We start from the raw sequence: 17,229 nt of genomic DNA on the forward strand, positions 1-17,229 counted from the left end.
ACAAGCGCAGCGAAGCGGAGCGCCGATCCGGGACCCATAGCCACAAGGGATGACACCGAGAATGAGGCGCAGCCTTCGCGCCTCACGCCGCGCCTAATTCATCCCCTGCGCGCCCCGAATCAGCTTGCCCGGCCGCCGTCCCGTCGCCGCCCCATGCCGCCGCGTCACCACGCCCGACACGATGGTGGCCTCATAACCGTCCACGTCCTGCAACAGCCGCCGTCCGCCGACCGGAAGATCGTAATGCACCTTCGGCGGGTGCAGGTGCAGACGGTCATAGTCGACCACGTTGATGTCGGCCTTGTAGCCCGGAGCAATGAGTCCTCGGTCGGTGAGGCCGACCGAGAGTGCGGTCTTGCGTGACTGCGCTGCGACCACGAACGGGATCGTGAGCTTCTCGCCGCGCTTGCGGTCACGCGTCCAGTGCGTCAGCAGGTAGGTCGGGAAGCTCGCATCGCAGATGATGCCGCAATGCGCGCCGCCGTCGGACAGACCCGGCACCGATTGCGGGTCGATCAGCATCTCGCGCGTCGCGTCCAAATTGCCGTCGGAATAATTGAGGAAGGGCACGTAGAGCATGCCGCGGCCCCCGTCCGACAGCATCGCGTCGTAGGCGAACTCTTCCGGCTGACGGCCCTGCTTGCGCGCCTGGGGCCCCAGCGCGTTCTCCGGCGGCTGCTCGTAATCGGGGGGATCGCCGAGCAGGAACATCTTGTCGTAGTTGGGCCGGAAGAACAGCGGATCGTCGGTCGCGGTCGCCGTCTCGCTCAGGATGGCTTTGCGCACCTCCGGCTGGTGCAGCCGCGCCAGCCTCTCCCCAAGCGGCAGATGGGCGATCGCCTTGTAGCTCGGATGGGTCTGGAACGGATTGCGCGAGAGCTCGAGCCCGAGCAGCAGGCCGACCGGGCGCGCCGCGATCTGCGCGGTGATGGAGAGGCCGCGCCTGGCCGCCGCGTTGATCTCGTCCAGCGTCTGGCGCCAGCGGTTTGGTGCCTTGTCGTTCTGGGTGATCGAGAACGAGATCGGGCATTTCGTCGTGTCGGCGACCCGCAGCATCATCGGCAAATCTTCGTGGAGGGTGGAGAGATCCAGCACGAATTGCAGCACGCTGCGGCCCTCAGCATGCATCGCGCCGGCAATTGCGGTGAGCTCGTCCTCGCCGGCCTTCAGCGTCGGCGTGAAGTCGCCGGTCGAGGTGCGGTGATTGAGCGTGCGCGAGGTCGAGAAGCCGAGCGCGCCGGAACGCACAGCTTCGCCCGCGAGCTTCGCCATCGCCGCATTGTCTTCTGCGGTCGAGGGATCGCGCCGCGCGCCGCGCTCGCCCATGACGTAGACGCGCAGCGCTGCATGCGGCAGCTGCGCGCCGACATCGATGTCGAAATCGCGTTTGGCCAGCCAGTCCATGTAGTCCGGAAAGCTCTCCCAGGCCCAGGGGATGCCGGCGCTCAGCACCGGCTCGGGAATGTCCTCGACACCTTCCATCAGCTGGATCAGGCGGGTGTGGTCGATGGGCTTGCACGGCGCGAAGCCGACGCCGCAATTACCCATGATCGCGGTGGTGACGCCGTTTTGCGAGGACGGCGTGATGTCCTGGCTCCAGGTGACCTGGCCGTCGTAATGGGTGTGCACGTCGACGAAGCCCGGCGTCACGAGCTTGCCGCGCGAGTCGATCTCTTCGCGGCCCTTCGCGGAGATCTTGCCGACCTCGCTGATCTTGCCGCCGGTGATGGCAACATCGGCCTCGAACAGCTCGCCGCCGCTTCCATCCGCGACAGTGCCGCCGCGGATGACGAGATCAGGGGTGCTCATCGTGTTTCTTCCCGGTTTGTTGTTTTGTTGTTTCTCGTCGTCCCGGACAAGCGAAGCGCCGATCCGGGGCCTCCGCGCGAGCGCTTGCGCTCGTCGCGATAACCACAGGGAGATGTTTTGCGAAGACCCGGAGTGACCAGCTTCGCGCTACGACTCCTCCGTGAGGTTATGGGTCCCTGCGCCCCGTGCGCAATTGCGCACTAGGCAGGGACGACAGTTGAATTCGTGGCGAGACCAACCGCTCAATTTGCAGAAGCTTCCCGCTTCCTCTCCGTGAACGGCGACAGCACCACGGTGGCGACCATGAAGATCACGGACGCGCCGAACACCCAGTGCGGGGCGTGTTGGTCCATGATCCACCCGAACAGCAGCGGTGAGACGATGCCGCCGAGATTGAAGCCGGTTGAGACGATGCCGAAGGCGCGGCCGGCTGCGCCCGCGGGCGCGGCGTTGCGCACCAGCATGTCGCGCGAGGGTGCAATCACGCCGGAGAGGAATCCTGCGAGCGTCATCCCGGCCGTCAGCGCCCAGCCCGGCAGCGTCACGAGCGCGATCAGCAGCACAATCGCCGCGTTCACGGCAAAGCAGGCCGCGGCGACATAGCCGTGGCGTTCGGTATGGTCGGCGAGGAAACCGCCAGCCAGCACGCCGGCGGCGCTGGCGCCGAGGAATGCCGTCAGCATGACGTTGGCTGCCGAGTAGGACGTCCCATAGCCGCTCATCAGCGCGACGACGCCGAAATTGTTGATCCCCGCGACCGACAGGCTGAGCAGCATGAACAGCGCCGTCAGCACGATCAGCGCCGGCGTGATGACGGCCTGCTTCGGTGCGGTCGCGCCGCCCTGCTGCCGCGTCTTGCTGGCGCCAGCGTCGGGAATGTTCATGACGAGCAGCAGCAGCGCCACCAGAATGCCGATCACGCCGGATGCGATCAGCGCGCCGACGCCGCCGGACAAGGTGACGAGCGCAGCGACGATCGCCGGCGCCACGGCGCCGCCGAGAAAGCCGGCAAATGTGTGGATCGAGAAGGCGCGGCCCATCCGCGCCTCGTCCATGTGCTCGGCCAGGATCGCATAGTCGGCGGGATGATAGACGCTGTTGGCGAGGCCCAGCAGCACGGCGCAGGCGATCAGGGAGGCGTAGCTGAGGTGCAGGCCAAGCAGGATCAGCGCGAACCCGCCGAGCGTGAGCCCGGCCAGCAGAATTCGCCGCGCGCCAAAATGGTCGACGAGATAGCCGGTCGGCGCCTGGGTCAATCCCGACACCACCGCAAACACGGTGAGCGCGAAGCCGAGCTCGATATAGCCGACGCCGAGCTGGCTCTTGAGGAACGGGAACAGCATCGGCAGCACCAGCAGATGGAAATGGCTGACCCAATGCGCGATCGAGATTCCCGTCAGCGTGCGTAGCGCGCTGTCCGCCTTGCCTTGCTGCGGTGCGGCGAGAACGTCGACCATTGCAGTTCCGTTTCACTCCCTGGAAGCGCGGAAACTATCGGGGAGAGCGGTTATTTGTCCATGAACGCAGGCGCATGGCAGGTAGCGCGGGCGGGGACTGCGGCCTCGATGCTCGCTCACTGGTTCAGCGAGGCACACTGCGGTCCCTCCCCCCTTGCTGGGGAGGGCGGGGGAGAGGGGTCCCCAGCAAAGACTCTATCCGTCGTCGACGCGGAGATTGTCTTCGTGCTCCCGAAAGAGTGCGCCGTGTGGCACCCCTCTCCCTAGCCCTCCCCAGCAAGGGGGGAGGGAACGCGCTGTTCGTGTGGTGAGAGCACTGCCTCACAACGGTTCGTCATCCACACCGTAGCGGTCGCGTTTGGGCGTTGCGATGTCGCCGTCCTCGTAGTCGTCGTCATCGAGAGGCGGCGGGGGTAGCTTCGCTTTGTTGTCAGCCGGCTTCTTCTCGGCGGTCTTGGGCGGCTCGCCCGGTTTGCAGATCTTGATCATGGCTGGTCCCGGATGGTGATGCTGCACCCGATCCTACCCTGGAAATATGAGCGGTCCCTGACCTAGCGCAAGGACCGCGCGTGGCGATGGCCAAGCCTGTCAATGCACGAGCGGCCCGCCCGCCTTCTTCCAGGCATCCAGGCCGCCGGCGATGTGCGCCGTGTTGGAAAGGCCGGCCTCCTTGGCGGCGGCCACCGCCATCGCCGAGCGCTCGCCGAAGGCGCAGAAGAACACGACGCGGCGGCCTGTCGCAGCGGCGACCTCGCGCAGCATGCCGCCGGGCTTGAGGCTCTCCTCGACTGACGGATAGGGCGTATGCAGCGCACCTTCGAGCATGCCGTGCTTGAGGCGCTCGCTGCTCTCGCGCAGATCGACCAGCAGGATGTCGGGCCGGCCGAGGCTGCGGATCGCCTCCGCCGCGCTGAGCGCGCGTCCCTCCTTCTCCAGCTCTTCCTGATGCAGGCCGACATGCATGTTGGCGGGCACCGCCACGTCCATCATCTTCGGATTGGGTAGCTTCAGGTTCGCCATCAGCTCGATATATTCGTCGACCGAGCGGACCTGAAGCCGCGGATTGTAGCGCTTCTCCTCGCCGATGGTGGAGACGGTATCGCCCTTGTAGTCGTGCGCGGGGAATACCATCGTCTCGTCCGGCAACTTCAGCAGCCGGTTGAAGATCGACTCATATTGTGCGCGCGAAGAGCCGTTCTGGAAGTCGGTGCGGCCGGTGCCCCGGATCAGCAGCGTGTCGCCGGTGAAGACGCGATCGCCCATCAGATAGGAGTAGGAATCGTCGGTGTGACCGGGCGTGTACATCACGTCGAGCGACAGTCCCTCGATCGTCACCTTGTCGCCGTCCGCGACCCGCATCGCCACCACGTCGGCCTTGGTCTGGTCGCCCATCACGGTCATGCAATGGGTGCGGTCGCGCAGCTCACCGAGGCCGGTGACGTGGTCGGCATGCAGATGGGTGTCGACCGCCTTGACCAGCTTGAGGTCGAGCTCGCGCAGCAATTGGCAGTAGCGGTCGACCTTCTCCAGCACGGGATCGAGAATCAGCGCCTCACCGCCGGGGCGGCTGGCAAGGACGTAGCTGTAGGTGCCTGAAACGCTGTCGAAGAGCTGGCGGAAGATCATGGCAGGAAATCCGGCGGTGGAACCGATGTCGAGGATTCTACTACGTTGCGAGCCGGAAAGAGAAGTAATTCACTGGATGCGGATAGAAATTTGGAAGATTTTTATTCACGTGGAGGGTGGGGGCGGTTTGGCCGCTGGTCATCCCACCCACCATTGTCATCGCCCGCGAAGGCGGGCGATCCAGTATTCCAGAGGCGTCGAGGTGAACGGAGGCACCGCGGCGTACTGTATTCCCCGCCTTCGCGGGGAATGACAGAGAATGTTAGGCGACAGTCGATTCACAAATTCGTCCCGGCCTGCGCCTGGACGACAGCAGAGCGTGGGCCTACGGCCGCACCACCGTGTAGCCGTTCTCCGCCAGGAACAGGATCTGCCCGACGCCCACCTGCACCGGTGTTGCGGCCTGGATGAACTCCGGCCGCTTGCCCGTTTCGCGCTCGATCGTATCCACCGTGTTGAGGCAGATGTCGAAACGCACGCCCTGTGCGATCAGGCTTTCGACCTGCTTGCGACGCTCGCTGCCTGACAGCAGCAAGTCGATGCCGGGACCGAACGCCACCACTTCGATCGCGATCTTGTCGGGGGCGTAGGCCTTCAGAAGGTTGTTGGCGACGCTCAGCACCAGCGCCTGCTTCCTGGCATCGCCGTCGGAGAGTTGCAGCACGATCTTGTGCTCGCCGAAAGGCTTGTCCTGGAGCGGCACCTGCTGCGCATCAGCCGGCATCGCCGGCCAGATGAGCAGCGTCAGCAGCATCGCGCTGAGAACTTGCGCCCGCCTCATCCTTGTCCCGCAATGCCTGGATTGTCGTCGACGCCCTTCAGCGTGACGCCGGAGCCGAGCCGCTCCTGAAACATCCGGCCCGAGCGCAGATATTTGCCGACGACGTCCCACACCGGCGCGCCTTGCTGGCCGTTGATCGAAGCCCAGCCTGCGACCTTGTAGCGGTGGCTGGCGCTGAGCGCCTTGCCGCTATTGAGCTTCAGCTCCGAGATGCGGCTGCCGATCGCAGCCGTCGGTGTGCAGGTGTAGCTGAGCCCGCCGGCGCGCACCATGTCGCCGCCCTGCTGGTAATAGGGATCGGGGTTGAAGAGGTTGTCGCAGATGTCTTCCAGTACGTCCTTGATCTGGGCTCCCGTCATCTCCTGCACATAGGTTTCGGGATAGGTGATCGCGGTTTCCGCGAGCAGATCCTCCATGGTCAGCGCCTGGCCGGACAGCGCGGTGACGCCCCAGCGGAAGCCCGGCGACAGCGCGATCTGGGCATTGAGCTCGGTGCGAAGCGCGGTGCAGATCAGCTCGTCGACGGGCCCGGAGAAATTGTCGCGGCGATACAGCAAGCGGTCGGGCGTTGCGATCTTCGCCGACCAGTCGGTCACATGCGGCGCGCGCAGCCGGCCGATCAGCTCGGCCATTGCAGGGTCGGGTTTCAGCAGCTCGGAATAAACAGGCAGCAGATGATAATGAACGTCGCTGACCTTGCCCTTGTCGATCGCGAGATCGAGCACGGCAAGGAATTTTCCGTTGGAGCCGGCATTGGTGACGAGCGTGGTCCCGCCGGCGTTCTTCACCGGAATCGGCTGCGGCACGGCGTCGTGGGTATGACCGCCGAGAATGACGTCGATGCCGGTGACGCGGCTTGCGAGCTTGAGGTCGACATCCATGCCGTTGTGCGACAGCAGGATGACCGCATCGACCTTGTCGGTGCCGCGCAAGGCATCGACATGCTTCTGCAACTCCTCCTCGCGGATGCCGAAAGTCCAGTCCGGCGTGAACCGCTTGGGATGCGCGATCGGCACGTAAGGGAAGGCCTGGCCGATGATCGCGACCCGATGGCCGCCGATCTCCTTGATCATTGAGGGCTTGAACACGCGCCCCGTGGCCTTGTCGAATGCTGGGGCATCGTTGAACGCGGCTTCCTCGGTCAGGAAAACGTTCTGCGCCAGGAACTCGCCCTTGAAGCGCTCGAGATTGTCGCGCAGCGTCTGCTCGCCATAGGTGAACTCCCAATGCCCGGTCATCGCCTCGATGCCGAGCAGGTTGGCGACCTCGACCATGTCGCGGCCCTGCATGACATGGGCAAGCCCGGTGCCCTGCCAAAGATCGCCACCGTCGAGGAGCAGCGAACGTTTCTCGCCGACATCGGCTCGCAAACGGTCGACCAGCGTCTTCAGATGGGCAAAGCCTCCGAGCTTGCCGAAGCGGCCTGCGGACTTTTCGAACTCGACGCAGGTGAAGGCATAGGCATCGGCGCTGTCGGAGCGGATACCGAAACGTTCGAGGAAGGCGCGGCCGACCAGGTGCGGCGGTCGTCCGGCCATCTCGCCGATGCCGATGTTGATGCTGGGCTCGCGGAAATAGATCGGGTTGAGCTGCGCATGGGTGTCGGTGATGTGCAGGATACGCGCGTTGCCGAACCGCTCGAGGTCGTAAATGCTCGCGGCTTCAGTGCCTCGCGCAAGCCGCGGCAGGCTGAGCGATGCAGCGGCAAGGCCTGCAGACTTCAGGAAATCGCGGCGGCGGATAGCCATCCCAGATTCTCCGCGCCCTCTCATGATCGCAAAATTATTCCATCGGGGAACAGTCTAGCGGATTTCCATCGCCTTCCAGGCTTCTTTTTCAGACGTCGCCTGGAAGATCGACGCCTTCGCCAGCGCCTCGGCCTCCTTGGCTGCGGCAGTGGCGCGGTCGAAATCGCCGCCATCCGCCGCCTTCTTGGCCGTTGCCAGCGTGGAGACGGTGGTGGTCCATTGGTGACGCAGGCTGGCCGCCTCCTTGGCCGCGGCTTCCGCGGCGGCAAAGGCCGCCTTGTAGTCCGCTTCATTTGCTGCGCGCGCCGCTGAGGCGAGGCCGAGTGCGAGCAGCATGGCGAGAGGAAGTGTCCGCTTCATGGCCGCGCTCCCGGGCCTGAGATCGGTAGGCCGTTGGCAACGTAGGACAGGAAATATTCGACGTCGCGATACTCGTCCGCCTGCGGCTCCAGCGGAACCGCGCGGGTCTGGCTGTTGCAGGTGACGAAGCGGCGGCTGGTCGTGCCCATGCCGCTCCATTCGGAGCGGTAGATCGGCATCGCGTTCAGGATACCGAGCGCCGGCGCCAGGGTTTCGGCGCGGATGCGCTCGCCCGGGCTTTGCACATGACAGCCGGCGCAGGAGAAGTTCATCTGGCCGCGCCTTGTGTAGAAATAGCGCTTGCCGTTTTCGAACGCCGCGAGTGCACGCGGATCATCGGGAATTTTGATGTCCATCGGCTTGCCGCGCGAGGTGAACGCCATGTAGGCGGTGAGCGAGGCCATCTCGTCCTTGACGTAGGAATAGGGCGCCTCGCCATTGGCCTCGCGGCAGCGGTTGAGCGCGAGCTCCAGCGTGACGACCTTGCCTTCCTTCTCGTCGAAATAGGGATAGTTCTGGCGGATGCCGATGCCGCCGTTCGGGAAGCAGTCGGCATAGGTCTTGCCGTTCTTGAACGGGGTCGCAAACATTTCCTTGCCGGCATCGAGCGCGAACTCGTAAGGCGGGAATTCTTCCTTCTCCTGCCATTGCCGCTTCATGTCCTCATTCATGGAATAGGGACCGTTGACGAAGTCCTCGTGCTTCACGTCCGGAAACTTCTGGAAGAAGAAGTTCTGGAATGCCTTGGCGTCGGCGACAGGATCGACCTTGTCGGCTGCGACGACGTGCGCAGAGGTGAGGGCGAATGCGACGAGTGCGGCGCTCATCGAGCCGAGCAGGAGGGAGAAGCGGGCCTTCATCACGCGATCTTTGCGATGGTGGTATCCGACGCACCCTTGTTGTCGGTCCAGGAGATCTTGAGCTCGTCGCCCTTCTTGGCGCCCTTGAAGCTGAACTTGACGTAAGGGTCCTTGGAGACCGCGGTGCCCCAATTGGCGACGAAGACGTCCTTGCCGTTACATTCGAATTTCAGCTCCTGGATGAAATGCGCCGGGATCAGCTCGCCCTTGGAATCCTTGACCAGGCCGGTATCCATGGGGTGCTGGATCAGCGCCTGCACCTCGGTGATGTCGCCGTTGGCGTTGGCGCGGACGCGAATGCTGGATGCCATCTGTTCCTCCCTCGCCGTTAGCCGCCGCAGCCGCCGACGGTAACCTTCACTTCCTTGGTCGCGCTGTAGAGCTTGCCGTCGGCTTCGACGATGGCGACCAATTTAGTGGTCTTGGCCATCTTCAGCCGGTTGGCGACGCCCGGAATGGTGCCGTCGGCGATCTTGTAGGACGCCGCGAGCGCGAACGGGTTCTCGGCCACGAGGAACGAGATCGAGGTCACCTTGTCGAGCGTCGTCGTCACCGAGACCGGCACGACGCCGCCGTTCTCGGCAATCTCCGGCGCATCCAGCTTGACCTTGTCGGAAGGCTCGGCAGTCTTGCCATAGAGCGCCTTGATCGCGTCGGCCTCGCTCTTCTGCTTGAAGGCCTCTTCCGGATATTTGTCGTTGGCCGCCGCGCGCGCTGGGCTGGCCGCGAACGGCAGGTTGCCAAGGCCGATCAGCGCGACCGAGGCCGCGCCCTGCAGGATCAGGCGCCTTGTCGCAAGGGGGCCGGTGGTCGTGGTCATCTGAGATCTCCTGGCGTGCCGGCCGTTACAGGGTCTGCAGGAAATCAACGATCGCGCTGATCTCCTGTTCGGTCAAAATCCGGTTCCGGCCGAACGGCGGCATCATGGTCTGCGGATTGCGCTTGGTCTCGTCGAAGATGATCGCAGTGAGCTCATTGCGATCGGGGTACTTGGACTTGATGTCCTTCAGTTCCGGCCCGATCGTTCCCGGCAGGTCGCCGCCTTTGATGACGTGGCAGGTCAGGCAATTGCCCTTGCCGCGGTCGAAAGCAAGCTTTTGGCCATCGGCGACGGCGGATTGTGCCCGCGCCGGGCTGGCGACGATGGCCATCAGGAGAAGCAGGACGGGTATCCGGGACAAGGCGGTCAAGGCGTCATTCCGAGTCGTTGTGGCGATGGTCGCGATCGCGGAAATAGGAGCGTTCCAAAGCACAAAGGGCATCGCCTGACAATCAAGACTATGCACGCGGCAAAATGGAGTTAATATCTTCCGCATTGCAACTAAACGGACTATTTGTCCGGCGGATTCGGCCCAGGCTTTAAGGGCAATGGCGCGGGCCGCTATTTCCAGGGCGTTTGGGCGCTTATCCGTTTTCATCGTGTTCTCGTTTTTTCAAGGGGACCTCACTTGGCTGAATATGTCGTCGAATTTGGCAGGGACGGCGGACGGATCGAGCCGGACGGGCGGCTTGATGCGCCGGCCTTCCATCGCAATCACGCGCCGCTCTGGGCGGCACTGGAAAAGCACCTCACTGGGCTGACCGGCAACGTGGTCGAGCTGGGCAGCGGAACCGGCCAGCACGTGGTCCATTTCGCCCGCCACACGCCCTCGCTGATCTGGTGGCCGAGCGACCTCAATCAACGCCACCTCAGGAGCATCGAGGCCTGGCGCATGCACGCTGGCCTGCCAAACATCCGCTCGCCCCTGCGGATCGACCTCACCGATCCCGACTGGTGTCCGGAGATGAAAGGCGGGCAGGGGCCGACGAGTCTTGCAGCCGTGTTCTGCGCCAACGTCATTCACATCGCGCCCTGGGCCGTGGCCGAGGGTCTGTTCGCCGGTGCCGGCCGATACTTGCGCGCCGACGGCAAGCTGTTCCTCTACGGGCCCTTCAAGCGCGACGGCAAGCACACCGCGCTCAGCAATGCGGTGTTCGACACCTCCTTGCGTGAAGGCAACCCCGACTGGGGCGTGCGCGATATCGGCGACGTCGAGGCGCTGGCGAAGGTTGCGGGTCTTCGGTTGGTCGATACGATCGACATGCCCGCGAACAATCTGACGCTAGTGTTCGCGAGGTAGTTACGCGGGAGGTCCGCTCCCTCCCCCGCCTGCGGGGGAGGGCGGGGGAGAGGGTGTTTCCACAACGGGACAATCCCCAAGAGGAGAAAGCCCTCACCCGCCGTGCTTCGCACGTCGACCTCTCCCGCAAGCGGGAGAGGTAAGAACAGCCCGTGGCCGGCACCTTTAGTCAATACGCCTCAGCCCTGTCCGTCCTTCCACCCGATCTTCTCCTTCAAAAACCGGAAGCCGAGCACCTCGAAGCCGGCGCGCTCCTTGTTGTCCTTGCCGTAGCCGTGACCGCCGGCGGCCGGCTCGTAGAACCAGGCCTCGTAGCCCATCGCCTGCAGCTTGGCCGCCATCTTGCGCGCGTGGCCGGGATGGACGCGGTCATCGCGCCGCGTGGTGGCAATCAGGATCGGCGGATAGGTCTGGCCATCCCTCACATTGTGATAGGCCGAATAGGTCTTCAGCCACTCCCATTCATCGGGCTTGTCGGGGTCGCCATACTCGGCGATCCAGCTCGCGCCCGCCAGCAGCTTGGTGTAGCGGCGCATGTCGATCAGCGGGATGGTGCAGAACAGCGCGCCGAAGCGCTCGGGGTAGCGCACCAGCATGTTGGTGATGAGGATGCCACCGTTCGATCCGCCCTGCGCGGCGATGCGCTTGGCGCTCGTCACGCCGCGGCGCACGAGATCGGCCGCGACCGCGGCGAAGTCATCATGCGAGAGCTTTTTGCCGGCGAGACGTCCGGCGTCGTGCCAGCGCGTGCCGAACTCGCCGCCGCCGCGTAAATTCGCCTGCACCGTGGTGCCGCCGCGCTCCAGCCAGAGCTTGCCCAGCGAGGAATTGTAATACGGCTTCACCGCAAGAGCGAAGCCGCCATAGGCGCTCATATATACCGGCGCATCGCCGGTCTCGTTTGCCGGACCGGTCTGGACATAGGGAATGCGCTCGCCGTCGATCGAGATCGCCTCGTGCTGCGTCACCACCAGGCCGTCGGCGGTGAACGTCTTCGGTGCCTGCTTCAGCACGACCGGGCTTGCGACGCCGCGTTCGAGCAGCCGCATCGACGGCGGCGTGAGCGGGTCCTGCACATTGGCGAGCAGGTCGCCATTGCTCTCAGACGGATGACGATCGAGCGGCCAGACGTCGACGACGCCGATCTCAGGCAGGCCGGAAAGCGTTGCGCGGCTCCAGCCCGCAGCAGATGGCGTGCAGACCTCGAAGCGCGGCCTGAGTTCGTCGAGGATCGACAGCACGAGCTTGCCGGCGACCCAGAAAAATCCTTGAACTGCCCGACGAGGCGCCGGCTCGAACAGCACGGCGAATTCGCGGCGGCCCGCCAGCAAGTCCGAGAGCAGGATGCCGAGCACGGTGTCGGCCTTATGCACCTGTCCGGCCACGGACCAATCCTCGCGCGGCTTGATCGCGAGCCAGTCGCCATGGGCTTGCAGCTCGATGGCGGTGGGGAGGTCAATCTTCGAGACGGGGCCCGTCTGGTCTCCGATCGCGACACTGTAATTGAAGAAGTCCAGCATCCGGCCGAACCAGATGGTGCGATTTGGCGTCATGCGGTCGATATGGCCGTACGCGGCCATGTCGTTCACGGAAGCTTCGAACAGCACGACCGCTTGTTCAATGGATTGGCCGCGTCGCCAAAGCCGCACGGTCCGCGCATATCCCGAGTTCGTCGCCATGCCCTCGCCATGGGCGCTGGACAGCAGCAGCGTATCGGCATCGATCCAGTCCGCGCCGCCCTTCGCCTCGGGCAGCGCAAAACCGTTTGTCACGAAGCTCTTCGTATCCATGTCGAATTCGCGCAACGTCACGGCATCGCTACCGCCGCGCGACAGGCTCAGCATGGCGCGTGAGCTTCCCGGCATCGTGGCGATCCCGCTGAGCAGCCAGTCCTCGCCTTCGCTCGCTGCGAGCTTGTCGATATCCAGCATGGTCTCCCACGCTGGGCTGGCTTTGCGAAACTCCGTCAGCGTCGTCCGCCGCCACAGGCCGCGCGGGTTGGTGGCATCCTTCCAGAGATTATGCAGATCGGTGCCGCGCCGGCTGACATAGGGAATGTTGTCCGGGCGGTCGTAGATCGCAGCTAGGAGGTCGCGGTCGTGCTCGAAGGCTTTCCCGCCGAACGCTTGCAGCGTCAGTTGATTCTGCCGCTCGACGAAATCCAGCGCCTGCTTGCCCTCGATCTCCTCCAGCCACAGCCAGGGATCGTCGTCGGGAGCGCTGAGCGTGGGCCTGTCGTCGACGGTCATGAACGAAACTCCCGAAAAATCGCGGCGGATAGAATTTGATCGAGCGCAAGCCGTCAAGGGCGCGGCCCGCTATCATCCGTTCGATTGCGTCAGAGGCATGGCCTGCGCCCGTTTGCGCCGGTTGCCCGCCCTCCCGCACCCCTCCATAGTGCCGGGAATCAACAAAGCCCTTGTGAGCCCCTTGAAAGTCCCTTGGGGGCGGAAAATCCCATGCTTGACGTGACTTCAGCCCATGAGATCGCCGACGACGCCCGCGCGCGTGCCAATGTGGTGCGCCTTGCTGCGGCGCAGGCGCTGACCGGCGCCAACTCGGCGGTGATTTTCGCCACCGGCTCGATCGTCGGCGCGACGCTCGCGCCCGACATGTCGCTCGCGACGGTGCCGCTGTCGATGTACGTCGTCGGGCTTGCTGCCGGCACGCTGCCGACCGGTGCGATCTCGCGTCGCTACGGCCGCCGCTGGGCTTTCGTCATCGGCACCGGCTGCGGTGTCCTCACCGGCGTACTCGGCTCGTTCGCGATCCTGCACGGCTCGTTCGTGCTGTTCTGCATCGCGACCTTCCTCGGCGGCCTCTACGGCTCCGTGGCGCAGTCCTATCGCTTTGCCGCCGCCGACGGCGCCAGCGCGGCCTACCGGCCCAAGGCAGTGTCCTGGGTGATGGCGGGCGGCGTGTTCGCCGGCGTGCTCGGTCCGCAGCTCGTGCAATGGACCATGGACGTCTGGCAGCCCTATCTGTTCGCCTTCAGCTTCCTGGTCCAGGCCGCAGTGGCGCTGGTCGCCATGGGCATCGTTGCCGGCGTCGATATGCCGAAGCCCGCGCCGGCCGATCTGCATGGCGGACGTCCCTTGCTCACCATCGTGACGCAGCCGCGCTTCATCGCCGCGGCGCTGTGCGGCATCATCTCCTATCCCATGATGAATCTGGTGATGACCTCGGCGCCGCTCGCCATGAAGATGTGCGGTCTGTCCGTTTCCGATTCCAATTTCGGCATTCAATGGCACATCGTCGCGATGTACGGGCCGAGCTTCTTCACGGGCGCGCTGATCGCACGCTTCGGTGCGCCGAAGATCGTGGCGGCCGGCCTGCTGCTGGAAGCCGGGGCCGCTGGCATCGGCCTCTCCGGGCTCACCGCGATGCATTTCTGGGCCACACTGGTCGTGCTCGGTGTCGGCTGGAATTTCTCCTTCATCGGCGCGTCCGCGCTGGTGCTGGAGACGCACCGGCCGCAGGAGCGCAACAAGGTTCAGGCCTTCAACGATTTCCTGGTGTTCGGCATGATGGCGATCGGCTCGTTCTCCTCGGGCCAGCTGCTCGCCAATTACGGCTGGTCGGCGGTGAACCTCGTGGTGTTCCCGCCGGTCGTGCTGGGCCTTGCCGTGCTCTCGCTGGTCTCCTGGGCCCGCCGCCGCAAGGCGCGGCTGGAGGCGGCGATGGGCGAGTTCCCGGACGCCATCTGACTGGCAGGAGGCTGTCAGCAACGTTGATGCTTCGATCGCTGTCGAAGTGATTTTCGAGGCCGGTGTCGTTACATGATGCTCGTCATGGACACGAGCGTACAGCGAGGCGCTCGCGGGGGATGCGAAGGAGAGGCGCAAATGCTCGACAACCCCCACCACGCGGCTCCGATCGACGAATCCTCCCTCCGCTACGAAGGCTGGCGCATCGTCGCGGTCTGCTTCCTGCTTGCGACCTTCGGCTGGGGGCTCGGTTTCTACGGCCAGAGCGTCTATGTCGCCGAGCTCCAGCGCGCGCGGGGCTGGCCGGCCTCGCTGATCTCCGCAGGGACCACATTCTTCTATCTGTTCGGCGCGCTGCTCGTCGTGTTCGTCGGCGAGGCCGTCCGCAACTATGGTCCGCGGCTCTGCCTGATCGCCGGCACGCTGGCGATGGCGGCCGCGGCGGTCGCGATCGGCGCGGTGCGCGAGCCCTGGCAGCTTTATCTCGCCAATGCCGTGCTCGCCTTCGGCTGGGCCGGCACCAGCCTCGCCATGATCACCAACACGATCAGCCTGTGGTTCGACCACAAGCGCGGCATGGCGATCAGCCTGGCGCTCAACGGTGCGAGTTTCGGCGGCATCGTCGGCGTGCCGCTGCTGGTCACGCTGATCGCCCATATCGGCTTCGCCGGCGCGATGTATGCCGCCGCCGGCGCCATGCTGGTGCTGCTGCTGCCGGTGATCCTGCTTCTCGTCGGCCGGCCGCCCGATCTGCACGGCTGGAAGGCGTCCGCGAAAGCGACGCCGCAATCATCGACGCAGATCCGCGCCTGGGCGCTGCGCGATGTCGGCTTCCTCACGGTGACGATTGCCTTTGCGCTGGTGCTGTTCGCGCAGGTCGGCTTCATCGTGCACCTGATCTCGTTCCTCGATCCCGTGATCGGCCGCGAGCGCGCCGCGGTTGCGGTCGCGGTGCTGACCGCGATGGCGGTGGTCGGCCGCGTGCTGTTCTCGCTGGTGATCGACCGCCTCAACCAGCGGCTGGCATCCGCGCTGTCGTTCCTCAGCCAGGCGGCGGCGCTTCTCGTCGTCATCAATCTGCACAACGACTATGTGCTGATCGCGGCCTGCGCGGTGTTCGGCTTCTCGGTCGGCAATCTCATCACGCTGCCGTCGCTGATCGTGCAGCAGGAGTTCGACAGCGCCTCGTTCGGCGTGCTGATCAGCCTCAACACCGCGATCAACCAGGTCACCTACGCCTTCGGCCCCGGTGTCGTCGGGGCCTTGCGCGATTGGTCCGGCGGCTATTTGCTGCCGTTCTATCTCTGCATCGCGCTGGAAGTGATGGCGGCGGCGCTGATCATGGTGCGCGGGAAAAAGGTCTCGTAGGGTGGGCAAAGGCGCGAAGCGCCGTGCCCACGATTTCTCGATGAGTCAGCAGGAGTTCGTGGGCACGCTACGCTTTGACCAGCCTACGGCACCTGTGCGAAGGCGCGGGACCGCCTCCACAAACTCCGTCATTGCGAGGAGCCCTTGCGACGAAGCAATCCAGGCTGCCTCCACGGAAAGAGTCTGGATTGCTTCGCTGCGCTCGCAATGACGAGGGGAGAGATCGGAGTTTACCCCTCACGCTGCTTCAGCAACGCCTCCACATCCAGCCGCTTGGTGAACATCGCCAGCTTGCCATCCGGCCCGAACGGCCATTGCTCCCGCGGCTTGTCCCAATACAGCTCCACGCCATTCTGATCCGGATCGCGCAAGTATAGCGCCTCGCTGACACCGTGATCGCTGGCGCCATCCAGCGCAATGCCGGCCGTGAGCACCCGGTGCAGCGCATCCGCCAGCGCTGGCCTGGTCGGATAGAGGATCGCCGTGTGATAAAGCCCAGTGGTGCCCGGCGGCGGCGGTGAGCCGCCCTTGCTTTCCCAGGTGTTGAGCCCGATGTGATGATGATAGCCGCCGGCCGAGATGAAGGCCGCACCCGAGCCCATCTTCTGCATCAGCTCGAAGCCGAGCACGCCGCAATAAAAGCCGAGCGCGCGATCGAGATCGGCGACCTTGAGGTGGACGTGGCCGATCCGGGTGCCGGCGGCGACGGCTTGGTTCTGCGACATGTGGCTGCTCCGTTGATGTCATGCAGATAAGGTGCACCCGGAGACGGTGCTACGGCCGATCCCGAAACCCAGCGTTTCCGAACGGGAAACTAGGCCAGTTCCTTCTCCTCGCCCTCGGGCAGCTCGAACTCGAAGGTGTTCAGCGTCATCGATACCATCGTGTAATAGCCGCACAGCCCGATCACCTCGACCACGCCGCGCTCGCCAAGCAGCTTCACGGCCTCGTCGTAGAGGCCCTTCTCGACGCCGTGGCCCTCATGCAGCGATTTTGCGAGATCGTAGATCATCTTGCCCTTGGGATCGTCGAACTCTGGCGTGCGGCGGTCGCGGATCGCGTCGATGATTTTCAGGTCCATGCCGCCGGCAAGCGCGAGGCGCTTGTGCGCGTACCATTCGTAATGCGCGGTCCAGTGCCGCGCCGTCACCAGGATCGCGATCTCCGAAAGCTTCGCCGGGAATATCGTGTCGTAGCGCATGACCTCGCCGAGCCGCGTGGCGTGGCGCGCCATCTCCGGACTGTTGAGCCAGGCCATCATCGGCGCCGGCGGCTTGCCGCGCTTGCCGGCGATCGACTCGTCATAGGTCTGGCGCTGGCTCTCGCTCATTTCGCCAGGCGAAAGAAGTTTCAGGCGCATGGTTGTTTCCTCTTTGTTTTCAAGCTCGCCATG

The 17,229-nt window shown here is 64.7% G+C and carries 17 protein-coding genes; 3 read left to right on the top strand and 14 right to left on the bottom strand.

The genetic code is table 11. The annotated features are described in order from the left end of the window. Positions 1 to 93: 93 nt before the first annotated feature. From IVB26_RS01765 to soxX, 11 genes are all read right to left on the bottom strand, one after another. Complete coding sequence (locus IVB26_RS01765) at positions 94 to 1,809, bottom strand: N-acyl-D-amino-acid deacylase family protein (RefSeq protein WP_247970347.1); 1,716 nt, start codon at positions 1,807 to 1,809, stop codon at positions 94 to 96. 242 nt (positions 1,810 to 2,051) lie between these two features. Next, complete coding sequence (locus IVB26_RS01770) at positions 2,052 to 3,266, bottom strand: MFS transporter (protein ID WP_247970348.1); 1,215 nt, start codon at positions 3,264 to 3,266, stop codon at positions 2,052 to 2,054. 321 nt (positions 3,267 to 3,587) lie between these two features. Continuing rightward, complete coding sequence (locus tag IVB26_RS01775; protein WP_247970349.1) at positions 3,588 to 3,755, bottom strand: hypothetical protein; 168 nt, start codon at positions 3,753 to 3,755, stop codon at positions 3,588 to 3,590. Positions 3,756 to 3,854: 99 nt separating this feature from the next. Beyond that, positions 3,855 to 4,892, bottom strand: a complete 1,038-nt coding sequence (locus tag IVB26_RS01780; RefSeq protein WP_247970350.1) for an MBL fold metallo-hydrolase — start codon at positions 4,890 to 4,892, stop codon at positions 3,855 to 3,857. A 325-nt stretch (positions 4,893 to 5,217) separates the two neighbouring features. Further along, a complete protein-coding gene (locus IVB26_RS01785; RefSeq protein ID WP_247970351.1) occupies positions 5,218 to 5,673 on the bottom strand; it encodes a DsrE family protein in 456 nt (151 codons plus the stop codon). Continuing rightward, positions 5,670 to 7,421, bottom strand: coding sequence for a thiosulfohydrolase SoxB (soxB, locus tag IVB26_RS01790; RefSeq protein ID WP_247970352.1), 1,752 nt, complete (start codon positions 7,419 to 7,421; stop codon positions 5,670 to 5,672). The genes IVB26_RS01785 and soxB overlap by 4 nt, the downstream gene beginning before the upstream one ends. A gap of 54 nt (positions 7,422 to 7,475) precedes the next feature. Continuing rightward, positions 7,476 to 7,781 (bottom strand): hypothetical protein, encoded by a 306-nt coding sequence (locus IVB26_RS01795; protein ID WP_246929216.1) that lies wholly within the window; start codon positions 7,779 to 7,781, stop codon positions 7,476 to 7,478. After that, entirely contained in the window at positions 7,778 to 8,641 is an 864-nt protein-coding gene (gene soxA, locus IVB26_RS01800) for a sulfur oxidation c-type cytochrome SoxA (protein WP_247970353.1), read from the bottom strand. The genes IVB26_RS01795 and soxA overlap by 4 nt, the downstream gene beginning before the upstream one ends. Continuing rightward, positions 8,641 to 8,952 (bottom strand): thiosulfate oxidation carrier complex protein SoxZ, encoded by a 312-nt coding sequence (gene soxZ / locus IVB26_RS01805; RefSeq protein ID WP_247970354.1) that lies wholly within the window; start codon positions 8,950 to 8,952, stop codon positions 8,641 to 8,643. Before soxZ ends, soxA begins: the two co-directional genes overlap by 1 nt. A gap of 17 nt (positions 8,953 to 8,969) precedes the next feature. Continuing rightward, on the bottom strand, positions 8,970 to 9,461 hold the full coding sequence (soxY, locus tag IVB26_RS01810) for a thiosulfate oxidation carrier protein SoxY (protein ID WP_246929213.1): 492 nt from the start codon (positions 9,459 to 9,461) through the stop codon (positions 8,970 to 8,972). A 25-nt stretch (positions 9,462 to 9,486) separates the two neighbouring features. Further along, positions 9,487 to 9,831, bottom strand: a complete 345-nt coding sequence (soxX, locus tag IVB26_RS01815; protein WP_247973389.1) for a sulfur oxidation c-type cytochrome SoxX — start codon at positions 9,829 to 9,831, stop codon at positions 9,487 to 9,489. Between the two features lie 258 nt (positions 9,832 to 10,089). Between soxX and IVB26_RS01820 the strand changes: the two genes are divergently transcribed. Further along, positions 10,090 to 10,761: a DUF938 domain-containing protein gene (locus tag IVB26_RS01820; RefSeq protein WP_247970355.1), complete on the top strand. Its 672-nt coding sequence runs from the start codon at positions 10,090 to 10,092 to the stop codon at positions 10,759 to 10,761. A 179-nt stretch (positions 10,762 to 10,940) separates the two neighbouring features. Here the strand turns inward: IVB26_RS01820 and IVB26_RS01825 are convergent, their stop codons facing one another. Continuing rightward, positions 10,941 to 13,010, bottom strand: a complete 2,070-nt coding sequence (locus tag IVB26_RS01825) for a prolyl oligopeptidase family serine peptidase (protein WP_247970356.1) — start codon at positions 13,008 to 13,010, stop codon at positions 10,941 to 10,943. Positions 13,011 to 13,220: 210 nt separating this feature from the next. Between IVB26_RS01825 and IVB26_RS01830 the strand changes: the two genes are divergently transcribed. Both IVB26_RS01830 and IVB26_RS01835 read left to right on the top strand, forming a co-directional pair. Beyond that, positions 13,221 to 14,468, top strand: coding sequence for an MFS transporter (locus IVB26_RS01830; protein WP_247970357.1), 1,248 nt, complete (start codon positions 13,221 to 13,223; stop codon positions 14,466 to 14,468). A 138-nt stretch (positions 14,469 to 14,606) separates the two neighbouring features. Beyond that, positions 14,607 to 15,836, top strand: coding sequence for an MFS transporter (locus tag IVB26_RS01835; RefSeq protein ID WP_247970358.1), 1,230 nt, complete (start codon positions 14,607 to 14,609; stop codon positions 15,834 to 15,836). Positions 15,837 to 16,066: 230 nt separating this feature from the next. Here the strand turns inward: IVB26_RS01835 and IVB26_RS01840 are convergent, their stop codons facing one another. Together IVB26_RS01840 and IVB26_RS01845 are read right to left on the bottom strand one after the other, a co-directional pair. After that, positions 16,067 to 16,561: a VOC family protein gene (locus IVB26_RS01840; RefSeq protein ID WP_247970359.1), complete on the bottom strand. Its 495-nt coding sequence runs from the start codon at positions 16,559 to 16,561 to the stop codon at positions 16,067 to 16,069. Between the two features lie 89 nt (positions 16,562 to 16,650). Further along, positions 16,651 to 17,196 (bottom strand): carboxymuconolactone decarboxylase family protein, encoded by a 546-nt coding sequence (locus tag IVB26_RS01845; protein WP_247970360.1) that lies wholly within the window; start codon positions 17,194 to 17,196, stop codon positions 16,651 to 16,653. Positions 17,197 to 17,229: the final 33 nt, after the last annotated feature.

Origin of the sequence: Bradyrhizobium sp. 195, from assembly GCF_023101665.1 — a bacterium.
Taxonomy (GTDB): Bacteria; Pseudomonadota; Alphaproteobacteria; order Rhizobiales; family Xanthobacteraceae; genus Bradyrhizobium.